At 60.3% G+C, this 12,736-nt stretch carries 10 protein-coding genes and 1 tRNA gene; 8 read left to right on the forward strand and 3 right to left on the reverse strand.

Annotated features, from left to right (window positions below; all coding sequences use genetic code 11):
* Positions 1 to 59: 59 nt before the first annotated feature.
* Both lon and EOE18_RS17125 read left to right on the forward strand, forming a co-directional pair.
* Positions 60 to 2,489 (forward strand): endopeptidase La, encoded by a 2,430-nt coding sequence (lon, locus tag EOE18_RS17120; RefSeq protein WP_127711777.1) that lies wholly within the window; start codon positions 60 to 62, stop codon positions 2,487 to 2,489.
* Positions 2,490 to 2,741: 252 nt separating this feature from the next.
* Positions 2,742 to 3,014 (forward strand): HU family DNA-binding protein, encoded by a 273-nt coding sequence (locus tag EOE18_RS17125; RefSeq protein ID WP_127711779.1) that lies wholly within the window; start codon positions 2,742 to 2,744, stop codon positions 3,012 to 3,014.
* A 141-nt stretch (positions 3,015 to 3,155) separates the two neighbouring features.
* Here the strand turns inward: EOE18_RS17125 and rlmB are convergent, their stop codons facing one another.
* Complete coding sequence (gene rlmB, locus EOE18_RS17130) at positions 3,156 to 3,995, reverse strand: 23S rRNA (guanosine(2251)-2'-O)-methyltransferase RlmB (protein WP_127711781.1); 840 nt, start codon at positions 3,993 to 3,995, stop codon at positions 3,156 to 3,158.
* 148 nt (positions 3,996 to 4,143) lie between these two features.
* Here rlmB and EOE18_RS17135 point away from each other — a divergent pair.
* The 6 genes from EOE18_RS17135 (at position 4,144) to EOE18_RS17160 (ending at position 12,230) form a co-directional block, all read left to right on the forward strand.
* Positions 4,144 to 4,229, forward strand: a tRNA-Tyr gene (locus EOE18_RS17135).
* A 479-nt stretch (positions 4,230 to 4,708) separates the two neighbouring features.
* Complete coding sequence (locus EOE18_RS17140; RefSeq protein WP_127711783.1) at positions 4,709 to 4,936, forward strand: hypothetical protein; 228 nt, start codon at positions 4,709 to 4,711, stop codon at positions 4,934 to 4,936.
* Entirely contained in the window at positions 4,911 to 9,191 is a 4,281-nt protein-coding gene (locus tag EOE18_RS17145; protein ID WP_127711785.1) for a Calx-beta domain-containing protein, read from the forward strand. The genes EOE18_RS17140 and EOE18_RS17145 overlap by 26 nt, the downstream gene beginning before the upstream one ends.
* Positions 9,192 to 9,390: 199 nt before the next feature.
* Positions 9,391 to 10,641, forward strand: coding sequence for a dicarboxylate/amino acid:cation symporter (locus EOE18_RS17150; RefSeq protein ID WP_127711787.1), 1,251 nt, complete (start codon positions 9,391 to 9,393; stop codon positions 10,639 to 10,641).
* 60 nt (positions 10,642 to 10,701) lie between these two features.
* On the forward strand, positions 10,702 to 11,451 hold the full coding sequence (locus EOE18_RS17155) for a phosphatidylserine decarboxylase (protein WP_127711789.1): 750 nt from the start codon (positions 10,702 to 10,704) through the stop codon (positions 11,449 to 11,451).
* The gene (locus tag EOE18_RS17160; RefSeq protein ID WP_246027522.1) at positions 11,448 to 12,230 is read left to right on the forward strand and encodes a CDP-alcohol phosphatidyltransferase family protein; all 783 of its coding nucleotides are present in this window, start codon (positions 11,448 to 11,450) and stop codon (positions 12,228 to 12,230) included. Before EOE18_RS17155 ends, EOE18_RS17160 begins: the two co-directional genes overlap by 4 nt.
* An 11-nt stretch (positions 12,231 to 12,241) precedes the next feature.
* Here the strand turns inward: EOE18_RS17160 and EOE18_RS17165 are convergent, their stop codons facing one another.
* Positions 12,242 to 12,487, reverse strand: a complete 246-nt coding sequence (locus tag EOE18_RS17165; protein ID WP_127711791.1) for a hypothetical protein — start codon at positions 12,485 to 12,487, stop codon at positions 12,242 to 12,244.
* A 58-nt stretch (positions 12,488 to 12,545) separates the two neighbouring features.
* A partial coding sequence (locus EOE18_RS18705; RefSeq protein ID WP_220446037.1) for a hypothetical protein occupies positions 12,546 to 12,736 on the reverse strand: 191 nt, incomplete at its 5' end.

Here is a 12,736-nt window from a genome sequence, read left to right on the forward strand (position 1 = left end):
CAGAAAAAAATTCAGCCCAGCCGCCCGAAGCTCCGGTTTTGTCGCTATAATGGATGACTATGACAGATAACGCCCCCTCTACCTCGCCGCTGCTAACCTCTCTGCCCATGCTGCCGCTGCGCGATATCGTGGTTTTCCCCGGCATGGTGGTGCCGCTTTTTGTAGGGCGCGAGAAATCTGTGGCCGCGTTGGAAGCGGCGATGGCGGGCAGCAAGGATATCTTCCTGCTGGCCCAGCTGGACCCCGGTTGCGATGATCCCCATGCCGATGATCTGTTCGATGTAGGCGTGGTGGCCACGGTGCTGCAATTGCTGAAGCTGCCCGATGGCACCGTGCGCGTGCTCGTCGAAGGCCAGAGCCGTGCGCGTCTGGTGGAACTGGTGGAAGAAGGCGATCTGCTGCGCGCCGAGATTTCGGCGGTCGAAGCGGTGGAAGCCGAAGGCTCCGAAGTGGCCGCCATGATGCGCAGCGTGGTCGATCAATTTGCCGAATATGCCAAGCTGAACAAAAAGCTGAGCCAAGATGCGGGCGAGCAGCTTTCGGACATCACCGATGCCTCGACGCTGGCCGATTCGATTGCCGCGCATATTACCGCCAAAGTGTCCGACAAGCAGGCGCTGCTGTCCGAGACCGATCCGCTCAAAAGGCTGGAGATGGTCTATGGCTTTATGGAAGGCGAGTTGGGCGTTCTGCAGGTGGAGCGCCGCATCCGTGGCCGCGTGAAGCGCCAGATGGAAAAGACCCAGCGCGAATATTACCTCAACGAACAGTTGAAGGCGATCCAGAGCGAATTGGGTGGCGGGGATGAAGGCGAGGCGAACGAGATCGCCGAGCTGCAGGAACGCATCAACAAGCTGAAAATGAGCAAGGAAGCCAAGGCCAAGGCCGAGGCGGAATTGAAAAAGCTCAAAACCATGCAGCCCATGAGCGCGGAAGCGACCGTGGTGCGCAATTATCTCGACGTTCTGCTCGGCCTGCCCTGGGGCAAGCGCAGCAAGTTGAAGAAGGATATTCCTGCCGCGCAAGCCGTGCTGGATGCCGATCACTATGCGCTGGACAAGGTCAAGGACCGCATCATCGAATATCTGGCGGTACAGGCTCGCACCAACAAGCTGAAGGGGCCGATCCTGTGCCTCGTCGGCCCGCCGGGCGTGGGTAAGACCTCGCTGGGCAAGAGCATTGCGGCGGCTTGCGGGCGCGAATTCATCCGTCAATCTTTGGGCGGTGTGCGTGACGAGGCCGAAATCCGTGGCCATCGCCGCACCTATATCGGCTCTATGCCGGGCAAGATCGTGTCCAACCTGAAGAAGGCTGGCACCGGCAATCCCCTGTTCCTGCTGGACGAGATCGACAAGCTGGGCCAGGATTTCCGCGGCGATCCGGCCTCGGCTCTGCTGGAAGTGCTGGACCCCGAACAGAATGCCAAGTTCCAGGACCATTATCTGGAGCTGGACATTGACCTGTCGGACATCATGTTCGTCTGCACCGCCAACAGTCTGAACCTGCCCCAGCCTTTGCTGGACCGCATGGAGATCATCCGTCTGGAAGGCTATACCGAGGATGAGAAGGTGGGAATCGCCACCCGTCATCTCGTGCGCAAGCAGGTGGAATCGCATGGCCTAAAGAAGGGCGAGTTCACGCTGGAAGAAGCGGCTCTGCGTGACCTGATCCGTTATTACACCCGCGAGGCGGGCGTGCGCACGCTGGAACGCGAAGTGGCGCGTTTGGCGCGCAAGGCCTTGCGCCGCATTCTGGAAGGCAAGGACAAGAGCGTCACCATCACGCCCGAAAACCTTGCCGACTTTGCCGGTGTGCGCAAATATCGCCATGGCGTTTCCGATGAGGAAAACCAGATCGGCGCCGTGACCGGCCTTGCATGGACCGAAGTGGGCGGCGAATTGCTGACCATTGAAAGCGTGACCGTGCCCGGCAAGGGCAGCGCCAAGACCACCGGCAAGCTGGGCGAGGTGATGAGCGAGAGCGTGCAGATGGCCTTCAGCTTTGTGAAGGCCCGCGCCCCCGCTTATGGCATCAAGCCATCGATCTTTAACCGCAAGGATCTGCACATCCACTTGCCCGAAGGTGCCGTGCCCAAGGACGGGCCGAGCGCAGGTATCGGCATGGTGACGGCGATGGTCTCCACGCTGACCGGCATTCCGGTACGCGCCGATGTGGCGATGACCGGCGAAGTGACCCTGCGTGGGCGGGTGCTGGCGATTGGCGGTTTGAAGGAAAAGTTGCTGGCGGCCTTGCGCGGCGGCATCAAGACGGTGCTGATCCCCGATGAGAACGCGAAGGATCTGGCCGAGATCCCCGCCAATATCAAGGAAGGGCTGGAAATCATTCCGGTCAGCCATGTTGATCAGGTTCTGGCCCGCGCCTTGACCGCTGTGCCCGAAGCGATCGAGTGGACAGAGGCGGATGATCTGGCCAGCCAGCCTGCTCCGGCGGCCTTACCTTCTGTTGGGGCTGCTGCTACGGCGCATTAAATCTAAGCCTTTGAATTAATTAATTTTGCTGCAAAACCGCGATATCTGTTCAGGCAGGTGTCGCGGTTTTGTGCATTAGCCGAATTGCGTAAGACAGGGCGCAACTGTCTCAAAACCCCTACAAAACGCGATGAAATGGGGCTTTGCTTCCGTATTCACCTTTGACAGCCCCCCGAAAAATCGCTTGTGTTGGGCGGCTTTTACGAGGCGATTCAAGGTTAACACATTTCAGCGTAATCTGGGGGTTCCCGCATGAACAAAAATGAATTGATCGGCGTCGTCGCCGACGCCAGCGGCTTGACGCGCACCGACGCCGCCAAGGCGGTTGAGGGCGTGTTCAATGCTATCACGGACGCACTTAAGTCGGGGGATGAAGTGCGTCTGGTGGGCTTTGGTACGTTTTCGGTCACGCGTCGCAAGGCTTCGACGGGGCGTAACCCGCGCACGGGCGAACCCTTGTCGATCGCCGCTTCGGCCCAGCCCAAGTTCAAGGCGGGCAAGAACCTCAAAGACTCGGTGAACTAAACGGCGACGATATAGAGCGCAGGCATTGCGCTAGGGCCGTCCCGCCTCACGGCCGCCAATGCCGATCTGCTCCCTAAAAAACGCCGCGCCAAGCTGGATGCTTGGCGCGGCGTTTTTTATGTCAGCGGGACAGGGGAGGGATCAATCCTCGTCCTCGACCTCGGCGCGCGTGGCCACGGCATAGAGCGCAATGGCCGCAGCATTGGAAACATTAAGGCTCTCCATCGCCTCGCTGATCGGCAGGCGGGCCAGCGCATCGCAATGCTGCTGGATATTGTGGCGCATGCCTTCGCCTTCCGCGCCCAGCACCAAGGCTACGGGACCTGCGGGCAGGCATTGGCCCAGCGTTGACTTGGCTTCACCGGCCAAACCGATTCGCCAATAGCCAGCCTCGGCAATATCTTCCAACGCGCGGGCCAGATTGACCACACGCACCCAAGGCACGATTTCCAATGCGCCCGATGCCGATTTGGCCACCGTGCCCGATTCGGGCGGCGAGTGGCGGTCCTGCGTCACGATCGCCGCTGCGTTGAAGGCCGCGGCCGAACGCAGGATCGCGCCGACATTATGTGGGTCGGTAACCTGATCCAGCACCACGATCGGCCGCGAGGGATCGCCATCCAGCACGTCGTCGAGAAAAATATCTTCGAGCGAATCACAATCCAGCACCAGACCCTGATGCGGCGCATCGCGCGCAACGAGTCGGCCCAGATCGGCGGGCTGCGCATATTCCAGCGGGAAATCGGCGGGCAATTCGCCATCCAGATTCGCAATCGCCTCACGCGTGGCCCACAGCTTGCGATGTTTGCGGTCAGGATTTTTCAGCGCGGCTTCAACCGCATGGTGTCCCCACAGACGCACAGCGCCCTTGGATGCGCGCCCAGAGCCCCGCCCGCCTTGCATTCGGCCCGCACGGCCCCGCAGCGCGCGGCGTTTACCCTTGTCCTGAGGGGCGCCAGTATCATCGCCGTTGCGGCTCATGTTTTTTCCTTTCGCGTAAAAATTTTCTCGCCTTTGCCAAGGACGGTGTTGACAGGCAAGGTAAACCTCTGCATAGGCGCGGTCCTCGGCCGGACGGACTTACTTACTAAGTCACTTCGGGGAGACCCCCAGCACTGGGAAACGGTGTGGACAGGTGGCCGAGTGGTTAATGGCAGCAGACTGTAAATCTGCCGACGTGAGTCTACGCTAGTTCGAATCTAGCCCTGTCCACCACCGAACTCTAACGAGTTCATTTCCCAAGGGATGAGCCCTTTAGGCCTCCGACTGCTACACAAATCTGTTACACAGAGGGTATGTCGGAGATGTCCAAGCCGTGCCGCCGCAAAGGGGTCGGTTTGGGTGTGTCTGCAAGCGTTGGGCTTCGGACATTGCCATCATGGTCTAGGTCGAGTTCGCCGTTTCACCGCATGCAAAAGACAAACGGTTGGCCCAACAGTGCCTGCCGTTGCTGGTCGCAGAGTAGAGGCGGGTTGCTGCAGCCCGCGCTAGGCTCGCCCAGAAGCTCCCTGAAGAACTCACCGAGGCAGAGGCCTACCACATGGCGGCGGATTTCTAGCGGCGCTCGCTCTCCTGATCCGACTGCTGGCGGGCCAGCCAGCGAAACTCGGTCCCGACCTTTTCTGGGTTGGACGGAAAAATGTCCTATCCGGTGGGCCTTGCCCAATTGGCCTATGCCATGGCGAAACCTTTGGATGATCGAGCTTTCGCTCAATAGCCACCTCAGGATCATGGGGGGGGCAGCAGTGCCCGCGCCCGCCTCTGTTTCACCGCAGTGCAACAATCGAAGCATAAAGATTGCGTATATATTGCAAATGCCACTGGTATTTTGCCGTATCTTTGCAAAAACTGCTGACATTGATGTGAGCTGCATAAGGCAGCAACTGGGGAAGAAAAATGGCAACGCCTATATTTGTCAATGAATTGCACTATGACAATGCCGGAACCGACACGGGCGAGGCCATCGAAATTGCTGCGCCTGCGGGCACGAATCTGGCGGGCTGGTCCATCGTTCTGTACAATGGCGGCACCACCGGTACGGCCGCGGTAACCTATGGCACGATCGCGCTGAGCGGAACGGTGGCCAATCAGGGCAATGGCTATGGCACCCTGTCCTTTGCCGCCACCGGCATCCAGAACGGCCCTGTCGACGGGTTCGCGCTGGTCAATGCCAGCGGCACCGTGGTGCAATTCCTCAGCTATGAAGGCGTCATCACCGCCAGCAATGGCCCTGCCAGCGGCATGACCAGCACCGATATCGGCGTGTCGCAAACCGGCAGCCAGGCCAGCGGCATCACGCTTGGCCTGACCGGCACGGGCACCACTTACGAGAATTTCACATGGTCGACGCTGACCACCGGCAATTTCGGCAGCATCAACAACGGCCAGACCTTTGGCAGTGTTGCCGTGCCCAAATATGGCGAATTGTCGATTGCCAATGCCAGCGTCACCGAAGGCAATAGCGGCACGCAAAGCCTGTCCTTTACCGTTACCCGCGCCAATGGCAGCGATGGTGCGGTTTCGGCCAGCTATACGGTCACGCTCAACAGCGCCGATGCCAGCGATCTGGCCGCAGGCACCACGCTGACCGGCACGGTCAGCTTTGCCGCGGGCCAGACCAGCGCCAATATCGTGCTGGGCGTGCTGGGCGATACGTTGGTGGAAGGCGATGAAACGCTCACCGTCACGCTATCGGCCCCCACCGGCGGCGCCACTCTGGGCAGCGTGACCACCGCCACCGGCACGATCACCAATGATGACACCGCCCTGCCGCAGGCCGCCGCCATCGCCTTCATCAACGAATTCCATTATGACGATATCGGCACCGATACCGGCGAAGCGATTGAAATTGCGGGCACCGCTGGCCTCAATCTGGCCGGTTGGACGCTGGTGCTGTATAATGGCAATGGCGGCGCGGCCTATAAAACCATCGCGTTGAGCGGTGTGATCGCGGATCAGGACAGCGGCTTTGGCACGCTTTCCTTTGCCGCTACCGACATCCAGAATGGCTCGCCCGATGGCATTGCTCTGGTCGATGCCAGCGGCACCGTGCGCGAATATATCTCCTATGAAGGCGTGATGACCGCCACCAGCGGCGCGGCCAATGGTATGGTCAGCGAAGACGTGGGCGTTCAGGAAAACAGCGCGCCCGAAGGCACCTCGATCCAGCGCGTGGGCACTGGTTCCGATCCGGCGGCCTTCACCTGGGTCACCGGCGCCACCAGCAGCTTTGGCAGCGTCAATGGCTCGCAGGATTTCACCCCTGCCAATCCCAATGGCACTCTGCGCATGGGCAATGCCAGCGTGGTGGAAGGCGACAGCGGCACCACGGCGATCACTTTCACCGTCACCCGCAGCGGCGGCGTGACCGGCGCGGTATCGGCCGATTACAATGTGATGTTCGGCACGGCTACGGCCGACGATCTGAGCGGCGCCACCAGCGGAACGGTGAACTTTGCCACAGGCCAGACCAGCGCCACCATCACCCTGCATGTCGCCGCCGACACCACGGGCGAGCCGGATGAAATGTTCTCGCTGGTGCTGTCCAACGCCATGGGCGGGGCCGATATTGGCCGTTCCAGCGGCACGGGCATTATCGAGAATGACGACAAGACCCGCGTCACCATCATGGAAATTCAGGGCGAAAGCCACAGCTCTGCCTATGCTGGTCAGGAAGTGACTACCAAGGGCATTGTTACGGCTGTGGATGGCGCAGGCTTTTACCTGCAGGATGCAGCCGGCGACGGTAACAGCCGCACTTCGGATGCGGTTTTCGTCTATACCGGCACGGCGCCGACGGTGAAGATTGGCGACGCTATCGAAGTCACCGCCACGGTGACCGAATATGTTTCCTCCACCACCGGCAGCCTGAGCGTCACGGAAATGACCGCGCCGGTGATCACCGTGGAAAGCAGCGGCAATGCTCTTCCCGCCGCTGTGCTGATCGGGCCGGATGGTTTGCACATCCCCACCGCCAATCTGGAGGATGACGGTTTCACCAGCTTTGATCCGGCCACCGATGGTCTGGACTTCTGGGAATCGCTGGAAGGCATGCGGGTGGAGATCCAGAACCCGGTTGCCATTGCCCCCACCGCCACCACCTATGGCGAGATTTACACCGTGGCCAGTGATGGCGCGGGGCATACGTCCTCCTCGGGCCTTTCGGCGGAAAGCACGCTGGCCATCAACGGCAGCTATTCCACCACGGGCACCGGCACCAACAATTCGGTAAACGGCGACTATAATCCCGAAAAGATTCAGATCGATGCCGATGTCGAACTGGGCTCGGGCACCGCGCCGCTGGTCAATCCGGGCGATGTTTTGGCCAGCGTGGTGGGCGTGGTCAATTATGCGGGCGGCATGTATGAAGTGTTGGCCACGCAGGCCATCACCATCGCGCAGGACACCACCGTCGCCGCGCAGACCACCAGCCTGATTGCCGGCACCGGCCAATTGGCGGTGGCTAATTACAATGTGCTCAATCTGGACCCCAATGATGCCGATGGCGATACCGATGTCGCCTCGGGCCGCTTCACCATGATCGCGCAGGATATTGCCTTTGCTTTGGGTGCGCCGGGCATTGTGGTGCTGGAGGAAATTCAGGACAATGACGGTTCGGCGAACACCACCACGGTTTCGGCCAGCCTGACCCTGCAAATGCTGGTGGACGAGATCTATGCCGCCAGCGGCATTCAATATGCCTGGATCGACAACACCTATATCACCGATGACAACAATGGCGGCGAACCGGGCGGCAATATTCGTGTGGCCATGATCTATCGCGTGGATACGGTCGATCTGGTCGAAGGCTCGGTGCAGACGATCCTGCCCACCAGCGGCAGCAATCCGTTTGACGGTGCGCGTCTGCCTTTGGTGGCCAGCTTTACCTTTGAAGGCGAAGAACTGACCGTTATCGGCAACCACCTGACCTCGAAGGGTGGCTCCACCCCGTTGCAGGGCGATGTGCAGCCTTCCACCAATGCGGGCGAGGCGGCGCGTGTGGCGCAGGCCGATGTTGTCAACGACTATGTCGACAGCCTGTTGGCGAGTGATCCGAGCGCGCATATTCTGGTGTCGGGCGACTTTAACGACTTCCAGTTCGAAGAGCCTCTGGGTGTGATCTCGGGCGAATTGACGCTGACCGATGGTGTGTTGACCGCCACCGATGGCGTGTTGACCAATCTGAATACCACCATCGCGGCGCAGGATCGCTATAGCTACATCTTCGAAGGCAATGCGCAGGAAATCGACCATATTCTGGTCAGCGACAGCCTGCTGGACGGGGCGGCGCTGGACATTGTGCATGTCAACACGCTGACCGACCGTGCGGCATCGGACCATGATCCGGTGGTGGCGCTGCTCAATCTGACCACCAGTCTGGCGGTGCAGACCGGTACTTCGGGCAATGACACGTTGAAGGGCACGGACGGGCGTGACCGTCTGATCGGTGGCGAAGGCAATGACGTTCTCAAGGGTGGCGCAGGCGCGGATATTATGGTCGGCGGCGCGGGCGATGATGCTTATTACGTTGATAATGCCGCCGATATCGTCACCGAGGCTGCAGGCGAGGGTAAGGACCGCGTCTATGCTTCGGTCAGCTACACTTTGGCCGATACGCTGGAGACGCTGAACCTGACCGGCAGTGACAATCTGACCGGCACCGGCAATGCGCAGGACAACCAGATCACCGGCAATGATGGTGACAATCTGCTCTATGGTCTGGGCGGAAAAGATACGCTGTCCGGTGGCGCAGGGGCCGACACGCTTTATGGCGGCGAAGGCAATGATACGCTCAAGGGTGAAGCCGGTAATGACACGCTGGTCGGCGGCGCAGGTGCGGATTCGCTGTGGGGCGGCGCAGGCGCTGACCGTTTCGTGTTCGATGTGCTGGAAACGGCTACGAGCAAGGACGCGATTGGCGACTTTACCAGCGGCGAGGACAAGCTGGTCTTTGACCTGTCGGTGTTTTCCAGCCTGTCCGCAACCGGCGGGGTGATTGATGCCAGCAACATAGCCTTTGGCGGCTATGCCACCACCGCGGATCAGAACCTGCTCTATGTCGCCTCCAGCGGCACGCTTTATTACGATACCGATGGTGTCGGCGGGGCAGACCGCGTGTTGATCGCGGTGCTGACCAGCAAGCCGGTGCTGAGCGCGGCAGATTTTGTCGCCGCATAAGGCTTTGTTGTAAAAGGCATGGGCGCGGGGGCTGACTATTCGGCGCCCGCGCCCTTTGCTTATGCGCGCGGCAATATGTCAAAAGGGCGGCATTCTGTTTCTTGCTTTCTATCGGCCATTTCCGCTAGCGGTCGGCGCTTCCCGTTGCCTTGATCGTTGAAAGGCCCGGTCCATCGTCCAAGTTTCTGGAGCCCGTGCCATGAACCGCAGCCGCCTTATCCTCCTTGCCTTGGGCGCCGGTGCAGCTTGCGGCGGTTTGTTGCGTTGGTTGCAATGGGATTGGTTGAACCAATTGGCCGGGGTGATGTTGCCCTTGGGGCATCTGTGGGTGAAGGCCTTGCAAATGACGCTGGTGCCTTTGGTCTTTGCCATGGTTACCCATGGCGTCGCCTCTGCTGTGCGCAGCGGGCGGGGAGGGCGGTTGATCTCGCTCACCGTGGTGGTGTTTGTGGCGATCATGGTGCCGGTGGTGGCGATGAGTACGGTGCTATGCGAGACGGCGCTGCATCTATGGCCCTTGCCGCCCCATGCCTTGCAGGGTTTGCTGACGGAAACTGCGCCCCAACCTGTGCCGGGCCTTGCCGCGCAAATTCTGGCCATTGTGCCCGACAATCCGATTGCAGCTGCGGCTCAGGGTCAGATCTTTCCCTTGGTGATTTTTGCCGTGTGCTTTGGTCTGGCACTGGCGCGTTTGCCGCAAGAGGATAGCGGGGCCGATCCGGTGGCCTTGCGTCTGTTACAGCAAGTGGCGCAGGCGATGATGATTCTGGTCGATTGGGTGCTGGTGGCCGCGCCTGTCGGCATTTTCCTGCTGGCCATGGGGTTGGTGCAGGCGGCTGGGATGGATGTGGCGCAAGTGCTGGGCATGTTTATCGCCCTTTGCTTTGCCACCTGCCTGCTGATGGCCGCGCTCTGTTATGTGGTGGTGTGGGTTAGCGGCGCTGCACCCTTGCGCCAATTCGCCGCCGCCGTTGCGCCCGCTCAGGCGATGGGGGCTGGCACCAGTTCGTCGATGGCCACCATGCCGTTGATGCTGGAAATCGCGCTGGAAAAGCTGCGGCTGCCTGCCGATGTGGTAGGGTTGGTGATCCCGCTGGCAGTTTCGGTGTTCCGCTTGGGCACAGTGGCCCATGCGGTCGGCGCGGTGCTGGTAGCGGCGCATGCTGCCGGTATCGAGCCTTCGCCCTTGCAACTGGTGCTGGCTGGGGGGGCGGTGATTCTGGGATCGATCAGCGGGGCTGGCCTGCCCGGCGCGGCGGTAATTTACGCCATCTATGCCCCCGGCATCCAGTTTCTGGGCGCGCCTATGGCGATCATGCCGCTCTATGTCGCGGTCATCGCCTTGCCCGACCCGATCATCACCGGTGCCAGTGTAACGGGAGATCTGACCGCAGCTGTGCTGGTCAATCGCCTGTTGCTGCGGAGAAAAGCGCATAAAGCCGAGGCCTGAGCCCTCACTACGCCCTTTGCCGCTTGTCGCCTCGCCCATCTGCGCCTAGAGACTGCCCCTATGCCCGGAGAAATTTTTGACAATCAGGGACGCGGTAATGCCGGATGGCATTGGCCTGCAGTCCATCCCGAAGCCCGCAAATTCGCTGCTGTCAGCGGTGCTGCCTGTGTCCTGTTCGCCTTGCTGGGCTGGTCCCTGCTGGCATGGCCGTTTGGCATCCTGACCTATTGCATTTGCGCCTTTTTCCGTGATCCCCTGCGCGTTACCCCGCGCGGCGATCGTCTGGTCATCGCACCAGCCGATGGTCTGGTAACGCTGATCCAGAAGGTTGCGCCCCCGCGTGAGCTGACCATGGACGACGGTTCGGGTCTGGCCGGTCTGCCTGACGCGCCGGTGACCCGTATTTCCATTTTCATGAGCGTGTTTGACGTTCACATCAACCGCGCGCCGATTGCGGGCACGGTTACCCGCGTGGTCTATATCCCCGGCAAGTTCATGAATGCCGATCTGGACAAGGCCAGCGAAGAGAACGAACGCCAGCATATTCTGATCGATCGCGGCAATGGCCTGTCGATCGGCTTTACCCAGATCGCAGGGCTTGTGGCGCGCCGTATCGTGCCTTTCGTCAAGCCCGGTGATATTATCGGCGCTGGTCAGCGCGTGGGCCTGATCCGTTTCGGCAGCCGCGTCGACGTCTATCTGCCCGAAGGCACAGAGCCCAAGGTTCTGGTCGGCCAGCGCACCATTGCCGGTGAAACCGTTCTGGCCGAAGTGGGTGAAGCCGCTTTGATCGAGGGTCTGAGCCAGTGAGCCAGAAGACCGGATGGCCGCGGGGCAGGAAACTGCCCGGCGGTCTGACCCTGCGCACCATGGCGCCCAATGCTATTACGTCGGCGGCGCTATGCTGCGGCCTGACCGGCATTCGCTTTGCCATTGCGGGCGAATGGGAAAAGTCGGTTATGGCGATTATTCTGGGCGGTGTGCTGGATGGCATCGACGGCCGGATCGCCCGCTTGTTGAAAGCCGAATCGCGTTTCGGCGCCGAATTGGACAGTCTGTCAGACGCCATCTCTTTTGGTGTGGCGCCTTCGTTGATCATGTTCCTGTGGTCGTTGCAGCATATCCCGCGTCTTGGCTGGTTTGCCGCTTTGGCCTTTGCCATTTGCATGACTTTGCGTCTGGCGCGTTTCAATGCCCAGATCGATATGCCTGCCGAGCCGCGCAAACAGGCGGGCTTTCTGACCGGCGTTCCTGCTCCGGTTGGGGCAGGCCTGGCCTTTTTGCCGCTCTATCTGTGGATTGCTTTGGGTGATCCCATCTTCCGTCAGCCCGAAGTCGTCGGTGGCTGGATGGTCTTCGTCGCTTTCCTACTGATTTCCAGCCTGCCGACGTTGAGCTGGAAATCTTTGCGTCCCCGCCGTTCGGTGCGTCTGGAACTGATCGCTTTGGTCGGCATCACCATGGCCGCATTGGTCAGCGAACCCTGGTTTACGCTGGTGGGGATCTGTGTCGTCTATCTGGCGATGATCCCCTATGGCCTATGGCTCTATGCCCGCGTCATGCGGCAGCGGGCAGGGCGTTCGGCCTGAGTTCCGATCACTTACGCCAAGGCAATTTCACGGCCCGTCACTGCCAAAGTGGCGGGCTTTTTGCTGGGCACGCAAACCTGTTCACGGCGCACCACTACAACGCCTGCTTGCTGGCGCAGAGCAGCGCTTTCGGCGTCCAACTGCTTCCACAAGGCAAAGAAAGCCTTGGTCGTATGTAGCAGCGCGCAAAGGGTAAAGGCCGCGCTCAGCCCGATGAACACGTTGATCACGCCGGTCAGAATTGCAGTGCTCAGCATCGCGACAAACCTTCCTCTTTGCGCGGACCAGCGGTTCCCAAACCTGCTATGTTCCGCTTCAATGCCTTTTTGTTCCATTTACGTTCCATCCCGTCAAGCCTAAAAGTACAAAAGAGAACAAAGTGTTGAGTTGCGCTGAGAATTGACCCGGGATTTTCATTGAGAATTGACCCGGGTGGGTATGGGTTATGTGCTGCCCATGGCGGTCAAGGTCAAGCTTTGGGTTTATACCTTTCTGGATTTTGGGGT

Source organism: Novosphingobium umbonatum, assembly GCF_004005905.1.
Taxonomy (GTDB): domain Bacteria; phylum Pseudomonadota; class Alphaproteobacteria; order Sphingomonadales; family Sphingomonadaceae; genus Novosphingobium; species Novosphingobium umbonatum.

Excerpts from the sequence above, each read along its gene's own strand:
- lon (WP_127711777.1), top strand. The coding sequence starts at position 60 with ATGACAGATAACGCCCCCTCTACCTCGCCGCTGCTAACCTCTCTGCCC.
- EOE18_RS17125 (WP_127711779.1), top strand. The coding sequence starts at position 2,742 with ATGAACAAAAATGAATTGATCGGCGTCGTCGCCGACGCCAGCGGCTTG.
- rlmB (WP_127711781.1), bottom strand. The coding sequence starts at position 3,995 with ATGAGCCGCAACGGCGATGATACTGGCGCCCCTCAGGACAAGGGTAAA.
- EOE18_RS17140 (WP_127711783.1), top strand. The coding sequence starts at position 4,709 with ATGATCGAGCTTTCGCTCAATAGCCACCTCAGGATCATGGGGGGGGCA.
- EOE18_RS17145 (WP_127711785.1), top strand. The coding sequence starts at position 4,911 with ATGGCAACGCCTATATTTGTCAATGAATTGCACTATGACAATGCCGGA.
- EOE18_RS17150 (WP_127711787.1), top strand. The coding sequence starts at position 9,391 with ATGAACCGCAGCCGCCTTATCCTCCTTGCCTTGGGCGCCGGTGCAGCT.
- EOE18_RS17155 (WP_127711789.1), top strand. The coding sequence starts at position 10,702 with ATGCCCGGAGAAATTTTTGACAATCAGGGACGCGGTAATGCCGGATGG.
- EOE18_RS17165 (WP_127711791.1), bottom strand. The coding sequence starts at position 12,487 with ATGCTGAGCACTGCAATTCTGACCGGCGTGATCAACGTGTTCATCGGG.